Below are 18,694 nucleotides of genomic sequence, written 5' to 3'. Positions count from 1 at the left end.
GCTTTGTCTCGGATGATTCACTTTTACCCCCTCAATCCGCGTATGTGCCAGTTGGGGGTGCGGAATGTGGGTTGTAAGCGCGAAGGCATTTTTGCCACGGGGAACGCTAATCCTGCGATTCTCGACAACATATTTATGGAAAACTCAGCGGCTGGCGTAATTACGGCGGGAACTGCTAAGGGAGAAATACGGCGCAATATTTTTCAAAAGACGGGTTTCGGCATTTCTCTGCAAGCTCAGTCTGCTCCTTTGATTGCTGATAACCAAATTTTGGAAAATCGCTCCGGTATAGTTTTATCAGGGGAATCTCAGCCGATTTTACGCAAAAATCGCATCGAAAAAAATACGCAAGACGGTTTGACTGTGGTGGGGAAGTCGCTGCCAGATATTGGTACTGCTCAAGATTTGGGCGGCAATATTTTTCAGAATAACGGTGAATTAGACTTGCAAAACGCGACTGGGGTTAAGGTTTCTGCGGTGGGAAATCAGCTCAATTCTTCGCGGATGAAAGGTTTATTTGATTTGGGCAATGTGACGGCAACTCCGACTCCTGGCGGGCTACAGTTCAGCGACACCAACACGCATTGGGCTAAGGATTTTATCGATCGCTTGGCAAAGATGAATATGGTTAGCGGGTTTCCCAACGGCACTTTTCAACCTTACGAGAGTCTAACTAGAGCTCAGTATGCGGCTATGTTGGCGAAGGCGTTTGAATTGGTGCCGCGCCGTGAGGCGACGGTTTTTAAGGATGTGGCGGCGGATTTTTGGGCCAAGGGAGCGATCGACCAAGCTAATCGAGCTGGCTTTTTGGCTGGATATCCAGACAGCACGTTTCGCCCGGAGCAGAATTTGACTAGAGTTCAGGCGATCGTATCTTTGGTAAACGGCTTGCAGTTGGTGGGCGGCAACCCCAATTCTTTGAGCGTTTATGTCGATCGAGCTCAGATTCCCAGTTTTGCCACCGACGAGATAGCAACCGCCACAGAGCGCAAAATGGTGGTCAACTATCCCGCGCGCGAAAAGCTTTCCCCCGCCCACGACATCACCCGCGGCGAGATATCCGCCCTTATCTACCAAACTCTGGTAGCCACAAAGCGGGCCGAGCCAATTAACTCTCCCTACATCGTCTAAGGGAATTGGGAGACAAGGGAGAGGAGAACTTGGGGTACAAAGAACTTATATCTTGCACCATTCTCGCTGAACAGGCTTTCCGGCCTGTTCCACAAAGAGTAGATTAACCTGAGTTCGGGTTAAGCAGAAGGGAGAAAAAAGGCATCGATATTGAGAGAAGGCTTTTTAGGATGAAGGCAATAGGCAATCAATCCACAGACCAAGTTGACTAAGAAATTGACCGGACTGCGACGGGTGAGAATGCTCAATCTGAGAGAAGTTTTTTAGTTGGTCGATAATCGTCTCAATGATGGAGCGTTTGCGCGTTAGTAGCTTATCCATCAGTGGCATCAGCTTATTTTTCATATTGCACTTTGGCTGTGTAATCAGTTGAATCCCAATCTGGGTTCAAAAACTTGGCAGAAATCATCGACAGCGCAAAATAGTTCTTCTAAGCTAATCATGGGACGAGCCTGTAAAGCTTTGGTGTGATGACTTTTAGCTTACTTGCTTGTCCCTTTCTTATCCCGAACTCACGTTACATATAAATCGCACGGCTCAGACGAACCCCGAAATCGGCATCCGGATTTGTCGTGGCGTCACCAAGCCGCTCTTGCATCACTGCAACTGCTAAGTCCCGGCGCTTTGGCGATCGTGATGCGTCGGCAGATGCCAGGGCTGCCGCCATCTGTTCGCGCGTGAGATCGGTGCAATAGCAGGGCGTGCCGGGTTGCTGACGCCACGAATCGGCGATCGTGCCCGCGTCGAAAGCATCAAGCCCGGTGTCTTCGACGAGCGCCATCGCCACGGAGCGATCGTTCTCGCGGTCAGCAGCCACAGGGAGGGCGATACGGTCAGGACTTCCAGCAGGCTTGCCCTTGGTGGCGAAGGAGCCAGACCCGATCGCGTTCCACGCCTTGGCAATTGGTCGGCCTAGCTGTTCGGCAACCCAAAGGCTCTCAACCTGCCCGGCCTCGATGGCATCGATCTTGTCGTCGCGGTGGGGATAGTAATTCGACGTGTCGATGACGACTGTCTCGGCTGGTAGGTTGGCTATCAGTGGCGCGATTGTGGGAATGCGGTTGAGAGGGATCGAGAGGATCACCACGTCAACGTCCTCCACCGCTTGGGCCGTCGAGACCGCGCGTGCGCCGCTCGCCAGCACATCGGCCTCGATCGTCTCTGGGCCGCGAGAGTTAGCCACCTTCACGTCATGTCCGGCCGCACTGAGTTTGCGTGCCAAAGTCTTCCCGATATGGCCAGTGCCTAAGATCCCGATGTTCATTTTCTTCGTGTCAACCATGATAAATAATCCTTTTACGGAGTTGTTTGACGGGGTATTGCCAGCGCGTTCAAGGTGTCGCGAAGCTCGGCAAGGTCTTCATCGGAGAGACGGCAGGCCGTCTCGATCTTTTCAGGGATCGAGCACGCTGCGGAGCGGAGTGCCTCGCCCGCTTCTGTCAGCTCGATAAGAACGCGGCGTTCGTCCTGTTGGTCACGGGTGCGCGTCACCAACCCCGCGCTCTCAAGGCGCTTTAAGAGGGGCGTCAAGGTTCCGTTCTCCATACCGAGTTCTTGCCCTACTTCCCCAACAGTGCGCGGGGTGCTCTCGTAAAGAGCCAGCATGACCAGAAACTGAGGATAGGTCAGGCCCAAAGGCTCAAGAAAGGGCCGATGAAGCCGAATGACGCGGTTCGACGCACTATAGAGGGCAAACGAAAGCTGCCTCCCCACCTGTCGCCGTTGGTTGATGTTCGAGTTGTTATCCATTTTTAAATCCAGTCAACAACTATTATATAGCGCACTACATAATAGTTCAATACCTATAATTCACTTTTTTTCTGGGTTTTCTGTGGCGATCCCTATAAGTGCGTGTTTCATAGGGCGTGAAATTGGCGTTTCGCCAGCTTTGGCTTGGTGAGCCGCTTGAGCATGAGGCGGATCGTGGACACATATACGAAGGCTTCTGGGCTAGGCGGCAGGGCCTCATAATCTTTGATCAGAGGCAGGTTGCGACCCAGCCCGGCGAAAGTGCTCTTTATTCCCTTCATCCTAAGAAGCCTTCTCTCAATATCGATGCTTTTTTTCTCCCTTATGCTTAACCCGAACTCAGGTTAGATTATCTTGTGGGTTGGGCAGGAGAGCCCGCCCTGAAAGGATTATTGAGAATGGTGCAATATCTCAGAAGAACCAACCCATCACCCCTCGCCCTTGTCTCCGATTCCCTCACTCTCATCCACTCTCACCCACTCTCACCCACTCCCACTCTCTCAAGTCTTGATTTGCGAGTACCCGAATCGTTTTATGATTAAACATTAAGAAATTAAGTAAGCAATCCTTAAGGTTCGACTGTCAAATTATGGCTAAAATTCAATTTTCTCGGGGTATAGACGAAGATGCTGTGCCCGAAGTGCGCCTAACCCGTTCTAAAACGGGAGCTCAAGGCACTGCCACGTTTATCTTTGAAAATCCCAAAGCTCTCAGCAGCACCAGTACCGAAGACATTACTGGAATGTACATGATCGACGAAGAAGGCGAACTCCTCACTCGCGAGGTTAAGGCTAAGTTCATCAACGGTCAGCCTGCTGGTTTGGAAGCTCTTTATCTAATGAGAAGTCCCGAAGAATGGGATCGATTTATGCGTTTTATGGAACGCTACTCGGAATCAAACGGCTTAGGATTTAGCAAGGCATAATTGATGGGGAATAGGGCATGGGGTATGGGGCATGGGGTATGGGGCATTGGTTATTGGTTGTTAGTTATTTGATAATGAATAACTAACAACGAAGAAATAACAACTAACTAATGACTTCTTCGCTTTTCCCTCTTCCCTCTTCCCTCTTCCTTCTTGCTTCTTCCTTCTTCCTTCAACATCTGTTATATGACGCAAATTCCTCACCCCGACTTATCTAAAATAACCGTAAACTGCGCTATCATTACTGTTAGCGACACGCGCTCGGCGGAAACAGACAAGAGCGGCTTGTTAACTAAAAAGCTGCTAAAAGATGCGGGTCACTCTGTGGTAGCTTACACTGTTGTTAAAGATGATGCAGCCAAAATTGTATTGCAAATGCAGGCTTTTTCCCAGCGTGAAGATGTAGATGCAATCATTTTTAACGGCGGCACGGGCATCGCTCCCCGAGATACGACTTATGATGTGATGGAGAGTTTGCTCGACAGGATTTTACCGGGATTTGGGGAGATATTTCGGTTTTTGAGCTATCAAGAAATTGGTTCAAGGGCGATCGCCTCTCGCGCAGTTGCAGGCGTGTATCAAGGCAAGTTAGTCTTTTCTCTTCCTGGCTCTAGCAATGGCGTGAAACTAGCTGTGGAAAAGCTAATTTTACCCGAATTAGTTCACTTGGTGACGCAGTTGCGCGGAGGGTGAGGGCGGGAGTTCGGTTAATTGACTGACCGAAAGAAATTTGGTTACAAGCCCCCCGATTCATCTGCGGATCGAGAAAAAAGCTCGCTCATCCTCATCGCAAGCCCCCGGGTTGATCGGTGAGGTCGCTTTCTTCAATCTCTTCAATCTCTTCAATCTAAAATCTAAAATCTAAAATCTAAAATTGACTGAGTGCATTCACCGCAAGAAACGGGTGGCTTTGAGCCTACTCTATGGCTAAAGTAAGGAAACACCAAAAATCCCTTGACTTAGATAGATGATTTCGATGCAGAATGCGAGTGTCTATGCTAGCGAAGATTATCACCGGATGGCTCGGGCGATCGCCTTTATGCGACAAAACCACCTAAACCAGCCGAATCTGGCAACTGTGGCCCAACACATAGGACTCAGTGAATATCATTTTCAACGGCTATTTACTCAATGGGCCGGCATTAGCCCCAAGCGGTTTTTGCAATATCTGACAGTTGAATATGCCAAGTCAAAAATCACTCAGACTAAAAGCCTTCTAGACCTAACATTGGACGTGAGACTATCGAGTCCCGGACGATTACACGATTTATTTGTGAACTTAGAAGCAATGTCACCAGGGGAGTTCAAAGCAGGCGGAGCAGGTTTACAAATTCGCTATGGTATTCATGATACCCCCTTTGGCACATCTCTAATTGCTACAACTACCCGTGGTATTTGTAATCTTTATTTCTTGGAGACAACAGACGAACAAACCGCCGCACAAAGACTGCGATTGGCATGGAAAAACGCTGAAATTATTCGTGATGAGCAAGCCACTCAATCATTGTGTGACCTGATTTTCAATTCAGAAACTCTCAGCGAGCAAAAACCATTAACGCTCTTGGTAAAAGGCACTAACTTTCAGATTCAAGTTTGGCGAGCACTTTTGCAATTGCCCTTTGGTGCGATCGCCACCTATCAAACTATAGCTCAAATGGTAGCACGCCCAACTGCTGCTAGAGCTGTAGGAAATGCGATCGGTAACAATCCTATCGGCTATCTAATTCCGTGTCACCGAGTCATTCGAGAATCTGGAGAACTCGGTGGCTATGGCTGGGGAGTAGAGCGTAAAACAGTCATGTTAGGCTGGGAAGCTAGCCGTACAATCTGCGATCGATCCCGATAGCATTACTATTTTTGCTACTTGCCGAAGCAATCGGCCACAAATAAATTTCAGGCGGCGATCGGGCGATCGATAATACACTAGAAATATTGCTGTATCGCCAGTTTTTCAATGACCAAGAATTTCAAAGCTGGTACCCGCCACGTGATTTATCCGTGGAATCAATCCAAAATCTAAAATCTAAAATCCTCACGCCCCCGAATTTATCTCGCGCAAGTCAATCCAAAATCTAAAATCTAAAATCTAAAATCGAATGACGCTGCCTACCGGATCTCGTTCTCCTGCTTTGTTCCAAACGCTTTCGCTGGTAGCTGACCCGATCGCATTTTTCGATCGCTCCTGGGCCAAATACGGCGATACATTTACCGCCCGCGTGTTGGGGCCCGCTTCGCCCCCCGTGGTGTTTCTGGGCAGTCCAGAAGCGATTCAGGCGGTGTTTACGACGTTAGCCGATGCCTTTGAGTTTGGCAAAGTGACCAACATATTTCGCCCGCTGGTGGGAAATGAATCCCTAATTATGAATGAAGGGCCGCGACATCTGCGACAGCGACAGCTATTAATGCCCGCGCTGCATCGGGAACAGTTGCACAGTCAAGGGCATTTGATTGTTGATTTGACGCAAAAGCACACGATCGACTGGAAAGCCCCAGATGCGATCGCAGTCCGCGAAGAAATGTCAGAAATTTCGCTGCAAGTAATCTTGCAAGTCGTGTTTGGATTAGTGCCGGGAGAGCGCTACGAACGCCTGAAACAATTGCTCAGCAACCTTTTAGAGGCGATTACTTCTGAACTGTACTCGATGCAATTTTTCTTTGAACCGTTGCAGCAAAATTTGGGGCCTTGGAGTCCGTGGGGGCAGTTTTTGCAGCAGATGGCCCAGATTGACTCGCTGATTTATGCGGAAATTGCCGAGAGGCGATCGCATTCTCTCGATTCGTCTCGCACGGATATTCTGTCGGTGTTGATGATGGCCCGCGATGACAGCGGCGAATCCCTCGGCGATCGAGAATTGCGCGATCAGTTGATGACGCTGTTGTTGTTGGGACATGAAACCACTGGATCGGCCTTGACTTGGGCGTTTTACTGGCTGCATCAGTTTCCCGAATGTCTCGCTAGGTTGCGGCAGGAATTGGATGAATTAGGCGAGAATCCCGATCCGATCGCGCTTTCGCAGTCGCCCTACTTAACAGCAGTCTGCAAGGAAGCGCTGCGGGTTTATCCAATTGCCTTAATTTCGCAGCCGCGCAAGGTGAAACGGACGATCGAACTCGAAGGCTATACATATCAACCGGGAACGATTTTAATCCCCTGTGTCTATTTGGCGCACCGTCGGCCTGAAACCTACGAAAATCCCGCCGGGTTCAATCCCGATCGCTTTTTAGATCGCAAGTTTTCCGCCTCTGAATTTTTACCGTTTGGAGGCGGGAGTCGAAGCTGCATCGGGATGGCGTTATCGATGTTTGAAATGAAGCTTGTTTTAGCAACGGTGCTGTCTTCCCGTGAGTTTGTATCGAATCTCGATCGGCCAATTCGTCCGGTGCGCCGGGGAATCACCTTTGTGCCGCCCGATCGGTTTCGATTAACGGTTGTGGGCGATCGGCGTTAGATTCAGTGAAACACCGTGTCAATCGATTTTAGATTTTAGATTTTAGATTTTAGATTGAAGCATTGAGCCCACGGATAAATTCGGGCGGCAAGTTTCATCGGATACAGGTTTTTTATTTCTGGACGGATGAATCACGTGGCGGGTATCCTGGATGCTTTCGGTCAAGAAAGATATGTTATTCGATGAAAATCCCAGCAACTTTGTCTTCATTCATCGTCATGTGTGCCACAAATTCATCTCCACCATCTTCAAAACTCAGCTTCCACAAATAAATCGGAAAATTACCTTGTTTTATCTCACCAAAATAATTAATTGAGTATCCCTTTTGCAGGCGTGAAGCGAGCTGCTCGCTAACATCGTCAAACATTTTTTGTGTAATGCTCGCTTTGTAGCCTGCATCACCGACTGTAGTAAAAAGCTCGTAATTCTTCGATGCAGTGGCATCCAAGATAACCTGTAAACAATCGATGATGTTTTGAGAGGGGGCAGTCGGGTTCATGAAGATGTCCTTCTTTTAGGGTTCTATCAAAATGTGTAACGAATGGCGCTGTGAATAGCTTCTACGGCTGTCTAATATCAAATCCGGTAGCATCGGAATTATTTATCGGTAGGGGGCGCGATCGCATAAATTTTAAAATCCACAGATTAGACTATTTACACTCACGCAACGCCCCAAAGACTGAATAATATCTATGCAACTTTACCATTTATAGCAGTTTTCAATCGAATTAAATAAATACAGCTTTAGACACGGCAGTGCCGTGTCCTACCCGATATCTGTACTTCACTATACTGAAAAGCGCTATATTGCCTCAGCAACAATAGTTCGGTGTCGGAGGGTATTGCAAGTGATGGTGGTCTGGGCAAAACCAGAATCAACTAAAGCTTGCTCAATATCCAACCCAAAATACTGATCCAAATAAGGCTCCGTACTCTTGAGCAAAGTTAAAATATAAGGAGGCATTTTGGCATAAACTTCCGACTGAGGATTCATATCCATAATTGTCAAATGTCCGCCCACACGTAGCAAACGCCTCGCTTCCCGGAATATTTCTCTAGTAGCTTTCTGTGGCAATTCGTGACAAACTAAACAAATAGAAACTAAATCAAAACCAGCCGCCGGTAAACCAGTAGATTCAGCAGCAGCGTGCACCCAAGTCGGAGATTTTTGATTGATAAATTCAGATTCTCGCTGTTGGGAACGGTATTTAGCAACTGCTAAAAAATAAGGCGACAACTCTACCCCAGTCATCTGCGCTTGCGGGTAAATATCCTGAAGGGCAAAGGTACTCAGGCCCACGCTGCATCCCAAATCAACAATATCCTGCGGTGAAGAAGCAATTTGAGATTTGATGACTTCGTGATAGCTGGCGCGGAGTTTAGCATCGCCTTCTGCACCTGCTTCCGGCCAAATTGTGGCGTGAACTGTACGGGCGGCAACTTCAACTTCTGTAGCAGCTTCCCAACTCATATTACCTTTTTCATAAGCGTGGAATGATGTTAGATAATATTTCGGGTAAACAAGATCGGGATTTTGAACGCTGAGCAATTCTGCATCCCAATTCCGGGACAAAAGTGCTTGGGATTCTTGTCGCCAATGCACTCCGATTTTTTCTCCTCTTTTTATCATCATTTCCCGCGCTTGGTGCTTGGCTAGATTAGCCAAAGGCTTGATGGAAAGGACGCCATTTACTAAACGCGAGGCTAATCCCGGAGTTTTGTTAACTGCAACAGTCATATTTTATTTTTTTCGTTTTTGCGCCATTTATTTTACCACGTGCCGGGGCTTTTGAGTTGGTTAATATAATGAAACTTAACTTTGTGCTGGGGAGTGAAATGCAAATGTTTTGTGGTAAAGACTTTTTATGAACCGCAGAGGGCGCAGAGAACGCAGAGTTAGAGAAGAGAGAAAAGCTCAGAGGATTGCAAAACTGGCTCTCGTCGTGTAATATTTATTTGTGCTTACCTACTTAGTTGTGGGGAATTTATCTGGAATCTGGAATCGGATTTGCCGAAGTTGGAGTAATTGGAAGAACAATTTAAATCGGGCTATTCAGGAGTTTGTGATGAGCAAATCTATTGTGGAATTGGTTGACAATTTGCCGTCGGGGGGCGTTACTGTGATGATGCTCAAATCTCTCGATTTTGTGGTTCCGGGGGAGTGGAATAATCTCACGGGTTTTGATAATACTATTCAAGCGGTGACAGGGGAAACCAAGCGCAAATTAGTTGAAAAAATTCGTGATCGCGCGATCGAGCTTTACGCCAACCCAAATGAACCCTATCAAGGCGTAGTCAGGCTTTACCAGTTAGCAGACAGCGCCGACAGTGCGTTAGGTGCAACGGCTATGGCGAATAAAATCGGCGAAAACATCGGCTTTCTTTCCTTTCTCAACCGCCTCACTCCCAAAGCTGACACCACTCAAACGATCGACTTGTGCGTCAAAGTGGCGATCGAGCTAATTGCCTTCTGCAAACTTAACAATATTTCCCTTGACAATGTGGGAAGCTTTGGTAATTATTTATCAAATTACAAAAGCGAATCTGTGATGCGGATGGCTGCTTTAGTTTGTGCTGACGGTTTAATTCCCCTTGGCCCGGACTTCATTAGAGTAGCACAAAATACCCTAGGCGGATTGAATCCTTCAACCTTGCAGCAAAACTCAACATTCCAAAATATCAGCAATCTAATTCCCGGCGCAAATAATTCACAAAAGTTCGGATTTGTGACAGCAACTTTCGCCTCAGCCCAAGGTTGGATGAACAATTTAGTACAGTCTCGCGGCTTAACTCCCGCTATAGTTTTAGGCCATCTCAAGCAATACATTGATGTTGCCGATGACAAATTGGATTATGTCGCCGCGTTTTTAGACATGACTACCAATTATTACGAACATACGGGAATTCAGACGGTTGCTCGCCGATTGATCGATCGAGCTTATGCTGAAATAGCCTCTGGCAGATCCTAGAAAAGTCTTTCCCAGGTGAGGCAACAGAGCGAGGCAGAGCCTCGGGATATGCGTTCCCAGGCAGAGCCTGGGGACGAGGGAATAAACCTGGCAATGTGAGTTAAAATAAGCAGATTATGTTTAGCAAACCTCTTTTAATCGCATTGTGAAAAACAAATCGCTTCCTTCATCCGTAACAGTCAAGCTAGGCAAATTTGTCTGGACATCAATGTGGCAATTAATGATGTCAAAACTAGCGCCGCCCGATCGCACGGGAGCATACATTCGCCCCAGCAGCAGTTTCCGCAACTTTGTCAGCACTGCACCAGACAACCCTCACCAGCCCGCCACGGCACGATATCGCCTCTTCGTGGGTACGGGATGCCCTTGGGCGCACCGCACTCTGGTGACGAGGGCGCTCAAAGGGCTTGAGGATGCGATATCCGTGTCTATTGTCTATCCCTCTGAAGGGGGAATGTGGGTGATGGAGTCGGAGACTTTTGGCTGCAACACGATGCCGGAACTTTACCAGTTGGCTTTACCGGGCTATCAGGGGCGGTGTACGGTGCCGGTGCTGTGGGATGACTCGAAAAAGACGATCGTCAATAACGAGAGTTCGGAAATTATTGTGATGCTAAACTCGGAGTTTAATGAGTTTGCTAGCAATCCTCAAATGGATCTTTATCCTCTGGATTTGCGATCGCAAATTGACGAGTGGAATGAGAAGATTTACCAATCGGTGAATAACGGCGTTTATCGCTGCGGTTTCGCGCAATCTCAGGCTGCTTATGACTCGGCTTGCAGTGAATTGTTTGCTGTTTTAGACGAGATCGATCGATCGCTGTTGAGGAGTCGTTACCTTTGTGGCGATCGGGTGACATTAGCAGACGTGCGACTTTTTACTACTCTATTCCGTTTTGATGCTGTTTACTACAGCTTGTTCAAATGCAATGTGCGCCGCATTCAAGATTACGAGCATTTGGGAGCTTATCTGCGCGATTTGTACCAGTTACCGGGAGTTGCGGGCACTTGCGATTTGGAGGCTGTCAAGCGCGATTATTACGGCAATTTGTTCCCGCTGAATCCCGGCTGCATTATCCCCGCTGGGCCCGATCCGGCGAGTTTGCTCAAAGCTCACGATCGCGCAGGGTTCAGAAACCGGGTTTCTCCATAAATCTCTGTGATTATCGAAATTGAAGCGAATAAAATGACCTCGTTCGGGGATATATTTTAGCAAAATTCTTCTCCTTCTGGTTTTCCCCAAGAGATTTCTTCGCCCGGTTCTATTTCGCCTGCTAATAATTCATCTAAGGTATATTTGGAAACTTTCTGATTTACAGGCTCTATGACTATTTTTCCATTTTCTATACTGCAAATTACTGCATCATCTGCTTTCAGGTTGAAATATTTGGTTCTTCAGTACGTAGTATGCTAAACAACCCAAAATCAAGCTGTAAACCTTGTTATATCAAATCCGGTAGCATCGGAATTATTCATCTCTCTTATCTCCCTCTGTGTTCTCTGCGTTCTCTGTGGTTAAATCATTCCGATGCAACCGGAAACAATATTAAATAAGGATTAAACGAAATATCGCTCATTCTAGCCCAATTCATCTAAATAAATAGTCAAAACCTTTGCGGAGCAAAGGTTTTGACTACATTTCTATACAAGTTGGCATACCAAGTAATGAAGAGCCATTATTTTTTGTATACTCATCCAAAGATTTTATAATAATTAGGATCTTTTTTAATAAAAACTCTCAGTCTAAATAATCGATAATAAAACACAACCTGTTTACTTAGTTTGTTGTTGATTTTCTCCCAAAGGGAACGTTTGGGATATTCAATCTGTTTATGGATGTCGAAGTAAATTTGTTTCTCCTGAATAATTGCTTGTCCATTTTGGATTCTTACTCGTTCAATATTATCCTTAAAGAATGGAAATTTGTCTTCGCGGAAAAAATCAAATGTCATCCCAATTCGAGCCGCAGCTAGCCCCATAGCATAACCCTCACCATGATAGATTTCTTGCATTTCAAAAAAGTAAGAAATTGTCTGCCAAAGTTCAAAAAATTCCCCTTCTAATCCATTCTGTCTCTTCATGACAAACATAAACTCGTGAAGCCACTTCACTTGTTGAAGATCAATATTTAGTTTTTGCCCTGCTGCTTTTATAACTTCAATTTCTTTCGGATTTTTAATGTTTTGTATGTGTTTGACCAAATCAGTACCTGCTCTTGCTGTAATTCCAGGAGACCAATTCATTTCTTCTACTAGAGGGCCTAGCAATCTAACATCAGAGTCTAAAAACATACAACTCTCAAATAGTGAGAGAGCTTTTTCAAGAACGAAACGTTTGTCATGATACCCTTTCACACTCTGGAGGTGGTGCTTGAACACCAGAACATGAGGGAAATTTTTAAACTGCTCTGGTTGATCGCTTAGGATACATAAAGTTGTGGAAGGCATATGGGTCTGGATATCTTGAGCTAGCATCTTTACATGAGCACGATACCTATCACCTACAGCTAGAGTACAAAAACAAAACTTTTCAGATGTGTCCATATGATTTGAGCGCCAGAGATGTGAGTTAAACTTGCAGAAATTTTTCGTGAATCCAACTTATGAAAATATTATAACTGACTTATGGTTACTAGATTACTCTGAAACAGTTTCAATAGCAAGGAATAAACAGAATATTAAGAATGCGTTTATATTGCGATCGCAATATTGAAGATTAAACCCTATATCCCTCTTCTGTCACTCTCCGGGGGGGCGATCGCGCTTAATCTTCATCTGGCAATTAATACAAGCTATTCTATTAGAAGAAAAAATGCTCAGGTTTATTTATTATAACAACTAGATATAGTCGCGCGTGGGGTTCAGAAACCGGGTTTGAAACCCAAATCTTGGGTAGGATGCCTAAATTATCACAGAAACCCGGTTTCTTGGCTCAGGGTTAGGCGCGATCGCGTGGGGGGTTGAGAGAGAAACCGGGTTTGAAACCCAAATCTCTGTTGGGATGCCAAAATTCTCCCAGAAACCCGGTTTCTTGGAGTTTCTGGAAACACGCGTGGGGATTCAGAAACCGGGTTTCTTACCCAAATCGGGCGTGAGGATGTCAAAATTCTCCCAGAAACCCGGTTTCTTAAAGCCTTCTATTCTTCAAATGTTAAATACTGGATTAATTTATCGCTAGTTGAACCTTCTAAAAAGTCACGATAAGCATCGGCTGAAAAAAATTGCGATCGCACTCCATCTATTTTAGGTAAACTTCCCTGACGCAAATCAATATATTCCTGATAGCTGGAAAACTCCCAATCCTCTGCTTTTTCAACTATATTAGCACAGACTGGGTTTAAGTGAATATATCGAGTTAAGTGTAATAAATAGTCTTCTCCATCCACATGAATCGCCTGAAACCGTCCCTGAAATAGTGAACCCACCCTTTGATAGCGTTTATTGATAGCCTTAGCATAAGACAGAGTAAATGACTGCATCAGCTTGGAAAAATCATCCGTTTGCAGGTAAACTAATAAATGATAGTGGTTCGGCATCAAACAATAAGCAATAATATCGACACCATGAATAATCAGATGGTTTCTTAATTGACGTAAAAAATCAATATAGTTTTCTCGCTCAAAAAAGATAAGCTGACGGTTATTACCTCGGTTATAAACATGGTAGTAATTACCCGCTTGGAAGATAATTTGGCGACGTGGCATATCAGAGGATAGGTGAGTGGCTAGCGGAAGGGGAGGGTTCAGAAACCGGGTTTCTTACCCAAATCGGGCGTGAAGATGCCAGAATTATCGCAGAAACCCGGTTTCTTGGCTGAGGCTGAGGGGCGCTCGCGTGGGACTCAGAAACCGGGTTTCTTACCAAAATCTTCGCTAGGATGCCAAAATTATCGCAGAAACCCGGTTTCTTGGCTGAGGCTGAGGGGCGCTCGCGTGGGGTTCAGAAACCGGGTTTCTTACCCAAATCTTCGCTAGGATGCCAAAATTATCGCAGAAACCCGGTTTCTTGGCTGAGGCTGAGGCGCGATTGCGTGGGACTCAGAAACCGGGTTTCTTACCCAAATCTTCGGTAGGATGCCAAAATTATCGCAGAAACCCGGTTTCTTGGATGGTTGGCAGGGCCTCAGAAACCGGGTTTCTTCACCAAATCGGGCGTGAAGATGCCAGAATTATCGCAGAAACCCGGTTTCTTGAACAACGAGGATTCGATTTCTAGCTTACCGATAAAATTTCTTCGAGTGCTAATTTAAGCGTCGGATATTGATATTGAAAACCGCTAGCTAAAGTTTGTTTCGGCAACACTTTCTGCCCTTCCAAAACAACTTTTGCCCCGTCTCCCAACAGCATTTCTAATGCAAAACCTGGCACCGGCAACCAAGAAGGTCGCTTTAAAACTTCCCCTAAAGTTTGACACAATTCATTCATCCGCACCGGATTCGGTGCTGTCGCATTCAAAACGCCTTCAACTTGCGAATTTTGCAAAGCATACAAAATTAAATCAACCACATCCTCGCGGTGAACCCAAGAAAACCACTGTTTTCCTGTCCCAATTGGGCCGCCAGCAAATAGTTTAAAAGCTGGCAGCATTTTTGCCAACGCGCCTCCCATTCCCAAAACTATCCCCAGCCGCAAAATTGCTAGCCGCGTTCCCGCATTTTTTGCAGGTTGGGCGGCTGCTTCCCAGTCCTTGCAAACTGTTGCTAAAAAATCGTTTCCAGCGAGGCTCGTTTCGTCAAACTCAGCGGTTTCGCTGGTTCCGTAATAGCCGATCGCCGATGCGCTAACAAACACCGATGGTCTAGGATTAGCATTGACGATCGCCTCTACCAATTTTGCCGTCGTCAGTCTGCGACTGTCCAGAATTGCCTGCTGGCGCGCCTCTGTCCACCTTTCTTCTGCAATCGGAACCCCAGCTAAATTGACAACAGCGTCGCAGCCCGCGATCGACTTTTGCCAATCACCAGACTCTGCTGGAGTGTAGGCGACAACTTCCAAATTCGGATAAGCTGAAGCGGGAAAAACTCGGCCAGCCTTCGCCCCATCCCTGCTCAAAACCACCACTTGATGTCCCGCAGCTTGCAGCTTCTCCACTAGCCGGCTACCTACAAATCCCGTTGCTCCCGCGATCGCTACTTTCATCTTTTACCAATAATGCACAGTTCTAGCAGTTTAGACGATCGTCCAAACTTGTGTTAAATCATACAAAAATAAAGAGCAGCCTCGATCGCCTCCCCACAAGCTTTCTGTATTTTGATTAAACTGATATGGGACGCGAGGAAAACAAACCATGCCTGCAAAAAAATCAAAGCTTCTAATTGCTGCCTCCATCGCCGCAGCAGGTAGCGCTGCGGTCTACTTTTACTTCCAGGGTTTGAGCCAACAAGTATCCAACCCTCAAGACAGCGCCAAAGTTGTACCCGACGAAGCAATGATGGCCGCGTTTATCTCCCCCAATCCCCAAGCGTTGGCCCAGTTGCAGCGATTTGGCACGCCAGGGGCTCAAAAGTTGATCGGTCAGGGTTTGAAGGGCTTTCAAGAACAAAGCTTGGCAGGCACTCAAATCGACTTTGACAGGGACTTAAAGCCTTGGTTGGGGGGGGTGATGGTCGCTTTGCTGCCCCCTGATGCTGTGACGAATACAGAGCCTCCAAAACTGCTGGTAGTAGTCAGCGTCAAAAATAAAATTAGCGCTTGGAATTTTGCGAATAAATTAAAATCTCAGCCCGGTGCAACTACTCAAGAAACCGAGTATAAAGGAGTTAAAATTTATGAGATTGCAGAGCCAACTGGCAAGCGCTACAGTGTGGCTTTGCTGAACGACCAATTAGTGATGGCTCCTTTGAGAAAGCCTGTGGAATTGGCGATCGATACTTTTAAAGGAGAACCCTCCCTCGCTACGCAGCAAAGCACAACTAAGTTTTTTGCAGAGAGTGCTGGTGTCAAGAATCCGATCGCAACTGTTTATATTGCTGATTATCCTGCTGCAATTGAGCAATTGAAAGCTAATTTGCCCGCTGATATCCAGTTGCCTTGGACAGTTTTTTCGCAGTTCAAACAAGTTAAGTCTTTGGTTGCGGGAATTGGGGCGGACAGTGCGGGATTGAGGGTAAAAACTATCGCTCAGTTAGACCCTAAATTTGTCCAGCAAAATCCGCAACTCCCATCGAAATTGTTACCCAGATTTCCCGGCGAAACTATTGCTTTAGTCGGCGGCAAAGGACTAGATCAAATTTGGTCGCAAGCGACAGCCCAGGCCAAAGATAGCCCGGAAGTTGACAGGGGAGTTCAGCAGGTGAGGGATAGTTTTAAGCGGTTGGATTTGGATGCGGATCGAGAGGTTTTTGGTTGGATGAATGGGGAATTTGCGATCGGGGCGATCGGTTCTGATCAAGGTATTTTGTCTCAGTTGGGGATGGGGGCGGCGATGATTTTTGAAACGAGCGATCGCCCTGCTGCAGAAGCAACTCTGAAAAAACTCGATGCGATCGCCAAAAGCAATGCTACAGTCAGTGTCGCCCCCAGACAAGTTCAAGGAAAGGAAGTTACGGAATGGAAAATACCCCAGCAAGGCACTTTATTCGGGCACGGTTGGCTGAATGAAAATTCTGTGTTTGTAGCTTTCGGTGGCCCTTTAGTTGATGTGATTACTTCGACGCCACCGCAACCGTTAAGCAGCAGTCCGAGTTTTCAGGCGATCGCCACTTCTTTACCGCAAGCCAACCAAGGTTACTTTTATATAGATATGGAAAAAACCATGTCTTGGGCTAACCAATATTTGCTCGCAGTACAGCCAAATTTAGTTTCGCCGCCCGCCGCTGAATTGCTGAATTCTCTCCGAGGAGTTAGCGTAGCCACAGCTTCTACACAACCGACAACTGCTCAGCTTGAGATGCTTTTTGCCTTAAAATCTAACAATTAGAGAATTGGGAATCGGTAATTTCTAATCGGTAATTCTTCCTTCTATCCCTTAAATCCCGATTCAGTGCGCGTTGCCGGAGTTTTTCCTGACCAAAAAAAGATGCTGCCCTCAATGGAGGGCAGCTACTCAAATAAAGCATCTTAAAGTCTCTCACAACTTCAGAATTAACCTTCAGACATTCCTGATTTATTGGGCAATTGCAAATCATCCGGGTCTACGTAGTGACAAACTGCTTTGTCCATGCAAATTAAGGCCCAGCCGGATTTATCGATGCTCATCAACTTATAAGAAGCTGGCTGAATAAAGAAACCTTTGTGGTTGCGGGTTGCGGGTTTGATGTTAACGTGGCTGTCAGTGCTCATGTTTTTACAACTCCTAGTATTATCGTAGTAAAATCTCAAAACCGCTGAGCGGGTTTGTCAATCGTCTAAGTCTTCAAATACTAGCACTGACTTCCTGAGTTTTCCATAAAGTTATTTATTGATTTATTACGATATCGTAATAAACCACAAAGCCGATTTCCTCGATCCCCGCCCAAAAATCGACTTGTTTACGCGGTTACGGCTCCAGAAGCCACTGTTTAACGCGGGCGAGACTCTTCCAGTCGGGTTTTCTGCTTAATCCTTCTTCAAAATTTTTTTTAACTTCGTCGAGCAACTCTTCGGAAGCCATCAGTAATTGCTGAGCCACTTCTACGTGGGGGCGCACTCCTTTTTCTTTGAGATCGAGGATCGCTACTGCTAGGTTGATGCGAGCTTGGGGGTCGTGAGGGTTCAATTTAACTGCGGTTTTCGCTGCCTTTTGAGCCGGTGCGGGTTTATTTTCTAACAGGTAGAGCCACGCGAGGCTAGCCCAGGCATTGCCATTTTTGGGAGCTTTTTCGCACACTTCTTTAAACACGGGGATCAGATTAGCCGGGGCTTCGCCAGCTTGGTAGCGATCGAAACCGTCTTTAAACAATTCTTCAGGGGTCATTCGATTTTAGATTTTGGATTTGAGATTTTAGATTGGAAAGAGCATGGGGTGCCGGACGCAGCAAGGCAGTCCGAGGCATTCTCAGCAATTAGCAATTACCAATCCCCAATGCCCTATTTTCCAATTTATGTAGAAAATGAACTGCCACAACCGCAAGTTTGAGTTGCGTTGGGGTTAGTAAACTGAAAGCCGCCCCCGATCATAGCATCGCTGAAGTCGAGAACTAAACCGTAGAGATAAAGAATGCTCTTGCGATCGCAAACTACCTGAAAACCGTCGTAGTCGAACACTTCATCGTCGGATTTCACAGTGCTTGGATCTGCGAAATCCATCACGTAGGACATTCCAGAGCATCCGCCCTGGCGCACCCCTACCCGCAAGCAGAGGTCTTTACCTTGTTTTTCTCTGAGAGCTAAAACTTGACGGACAGCAGAGTCTGTCATTTGAATGCCGCGCTTTTCAGAAATGGCTTGAGTCATAATTTGCCGAACTCCTGAGACTGTCTAATGCAAAGAGTTTAATCTTATTGCTCCATTGTACAGGCATTCGCCAGAAGGCATAAGGTTAGATGCTGAAGGC

General features: G+C 46.4%; 19 protein-coding genes and 1 pseudogene. 8 read left to right on the top strand and 12 right to left on the bottom strand.

The window, feature by feature from the left end:
* A partial coding sequence (locus QUB11_RS23725; RefSeq protein ID WP_333201490.1) for an S-layer homology domain-containing protein occupies positions 1-1,131 on the top strand: 1,131 nt, incomplete at its 5' end.
* A gap of 119 nt (positions 1,132-1,250) precedes the next feature.
* On the opposite strand, the pseudogene QUB11_RS23720 reads toward QUB11_RS23725, so the two are convergent.
* The 3 genes and pseudogenes from QUB11_RS23720 to QUB11_RS23710 all read right to left on the bottom strand — a co-directional run.
* Positions 1,251-1,509 (bottom strand): annotated as a pseudogene (locus tag QUB11_RS23720) (transposase); the annotation flags it as partial.
* Between the two features lie 139 nt (positions 1,510-1,648).
* Complete coding sequence (locus QUB11_RS23715) at positions 1,649-2,413, bottom strand: NAD(P)-binding domain-containing protein (protein WP_333201488.1); 765 nt, start codon at positions 2,411-2,413, stop codon at positions 1,649-1,651.
* Positions 2,414-2,427: 14 nt separating this feature from the next.
* Complete coding sequence (locus QUB11_RS23710) at positions 2,428-2,880, bottom strand: MarR family transcriptional regulator (RefSeq protein WP_333201486.1); 453 nt, start codon at positions 2,878-2,880, stop codon at positions 2,428-2,430.
* Positions 2,881-3,469: 589 nt separating this feature from the next.
* Here QUB11_RS23710 and psb28 point away from each other — a divergent pair.
* The 3 genes from psb28 (at position 3,470) to QUB11_RS23695 (ending at position 5,651) form a co-directional block, all read left to right on the top strand.
* Complete coding sequence (gene psb28 / locus QUB11_RS23705; protein WP_333057059.1) at positions 3,470-3,805, top strand: photosystem II reaction center protein Psb28; 336 nt, start codon at positions 3,470-3,472, stop codon at positions 3,803-3,805.
* 186 nt (positions 3,806-3,991) lie between these two features.
* A complete protein-coding gene (locus QUB11_RS23700) occupies positions 3,992-4,498 on the top strand; it encodes a MogA/MoaB family molybdenum cofactor biosynthesis protein (protein ID WP_333201484.1) in 507 nt (168 codons plus the stop codon).
* A gap of 283 nt (positions 4,499-4,781) precedes the next feature.
* Positions 4,782-5,651 carry a methylated-DNA--[protein]-cysteine S-methyltransferase gene (locus QUB11_RS23695; RefSeq protein ID WP_333256487.1) on the top strand — a complete coding sequence of 290 codons (870 nt, stop codon included), beginning with the start codon at positions 4,782-4,784 and terminating at the stop codon, positions 5,649-5,651.
* Here the strand turns inward: QUB11_RS23695 and QUB11_RS23690 are convergent.
* The gene (locus QUB11_RS23690; RefSeq protein WP_333201480.1) at positions 5,620-5,760 is read right to left on the bottom strand and encodes a hypothetical protein; all 141 of its coding nucleotides are present in this window, start codon (positions 5,758-5,760) and stop codon (positions 5,620-5,622) included. The genes QUB11_RS23695 and QUB11_RS23690 overlap by 32 nt on opposite strands.
* 141 nt (positions 5,761-5,901) lie before the next feature.
* Between QUB11_RS23690 and QUB11_RS23685 the strand changes: the two genes are divergently transcribed.
* Positions 5,902-7,254, top strand: coding sequence for a cytochrome P450 (locus tag QUB11_RS23685; protein ID WP_333201478.1), 1,353 nt, complete (start codon positions 5,902-5,904; stop codon positions 7,252-7,254).
* A gap of 175 nt (positions 7,255-7,429) precedes the next feature.
* Here the strand turns inward: QUB11_RS23685 and QUB11_RS23680 are convergent, their stop codons facing one another.
* Both QUB11_RS23680 and QUB11_RS23675 read right to left on the bottom strand, forming a co-directional pair.
* Positions 7,430-7,753, bottom strand: coding sequence for a hypothetical protein (locus QUB11_RS23680; protein ID WP_333201476.1), 324 nt, complete (start codon positions 7,751-7,753; stop codon positions 7,430-7,432).
* A 303-nt stretch (positions 7,754-8,056) separates the two neighbouring features.
* Positions 8,057-8,992, bottom strand: a complete 936-nt coding sequence (locus QUB11_RS23675) for a class I SAM-dependent methyltransferase (protein WP_333201474.1) — start codon at positions 8,990-8,992, stop codon at positions 8,057-8,059.
* 328 nt (positions 8,993-9,320) lie between these two features.
* On the opposite strand from QUB11_RS23675, the gene QUB11_RS23670 reads away from it, so the two are divergent.
* Positions 9,321-10,223 carry a hypothetical protein gene (locus tag QUB11_RS23670; RefSeq protein ID WP_333201472.1) on the top strand — a complete coding sequence of 301 codons (903 nt, stop codon included), beginning with the start codon at positions 9,321-9,323 and terminating at the stop codon, positions 10,221-10,223.
* A gap of 208 nt (positions 10,224-10,431) precedes the next feature.
* On the top strand, positions 10,432-11,376 hold the full coding sequence (locus QUB11_RS23665; protein ID WP_333201492.1) for a glutathione S-transferase C-terminal domain-containing protein: 945 nt from the start codon (positions 10,432-10,434) through the stop codon (positions 11,374-11,376).
* Positions 11,377-11,914: 538 nt separating this feature from the next.
* Here the strand turns inward: QUB11_RS23665 and QUB11_RS23660 are convergent.
* From QUB11_RS23660 to thyD, 3 genes are all read right to left on the bottom strand, one after another.
* Positions 11,915-12,766 (bottom strand): hypothetical protein, encoded by an 852-nt coding sequence (locus QUB11_RS23660; RefSeq protein WP_333256484.1) that lies wholly within the window; start codon positions 12,764-12,766, stop codon positions 11,915-11,917.
* Positions 12,767-13,359: 593 nt separating this feature from the next.
* Positions 13,360-13,926, bottom strand: a complete 567-nt coding sequence (locus QUB11_RS23655; protein WP_333201468.1) for a transposase — start codon at positions 13,924-13,926, stop codon at positions 13,360-13,362.
* Positions 13,927-14,433: 507 nt separating this feature from the next.
* Positions 14,434-15,360, bottom strand: a complete 927-nt coding sequence (gene thyD, locus QUB11_RS23650) for a thylakoid membrane protein ThyD (protein ID WP_333391866.1) — start codon at positions 15,358-15,360, stop codon at positions 14,434-14,436.
* 148 nt (positions 15,361-15,508) lie between these two features.
* Between thyD and QUB11_RS23645 the strand changes: the two genes are divergently transcribed.
* Positions 15,509-17,140, top strand: a complete 1,632-nt coding sequence (locus QUB11_RS23645) for a DUF3352 domain-containing protein (protein ID WP_333391865.1) — start codon at positions 15,509-15,511, stop codon at positions 17,138-17,140.
* Positions 17,141-17,304: 164 nt separating this feature from the next.
* On the opposite strand, the gene QUB11_RS23640 is transcribed toward QUB11_RS23645, so the two are convergent.
* The 3 genes from QUB11_RS23640 to QUB11_RS23630 form a co-directional block, all read right to left on the bottom strand.
* On the bottom strand, positions 17,305-17,502 hold the full coding sequence (locus QUB11_RS23640; RefSeq protein WP_006632682.1) for a hypothetical protein: 198 nt from the start codon (positions 17,500-17,502) through the stop codon (positions 17,305-17,307).
* A gap of 196 nt (positions 17,503-17,698) precedes the next feature.
* Positions 17,699-18,115, bottom strand: coding sequence for a tetratricopeptide repeat protein (locus QUB11_RS23635; protein WP_190743632.1), 417 nt, complete (start codon positions 18,113-18,115; stop codon positions 17,699-17,701).
* 125 nt (positions 18,116-18,240) lie between these two features.
* Positions 18,241-18,594, bottom strand: coding sequence for a HesB/IscA family protein (locus QUB11_RS23630; protein ID WP_006632680.1), 354 nt, complete (start codon positions 18,592-18,594; stop codon positions 18,241-18,243).
* Between the last annotated feature and the right edge of the window lie 100 nt (positions 18,595-18,694).

Source organism: Microcoleus sp. B6-A1, assembly GCF_036705085.1.
Classification (GTDB): domain Bacteria; phylum Cyanobacteriota; class Cyanobacteriia; order Cyanobacteriales; family Microcoleaceae; genus Microcoleus.
This window is presented reverse-complemented; position numbering and strand designations above follow the sequence as displayed.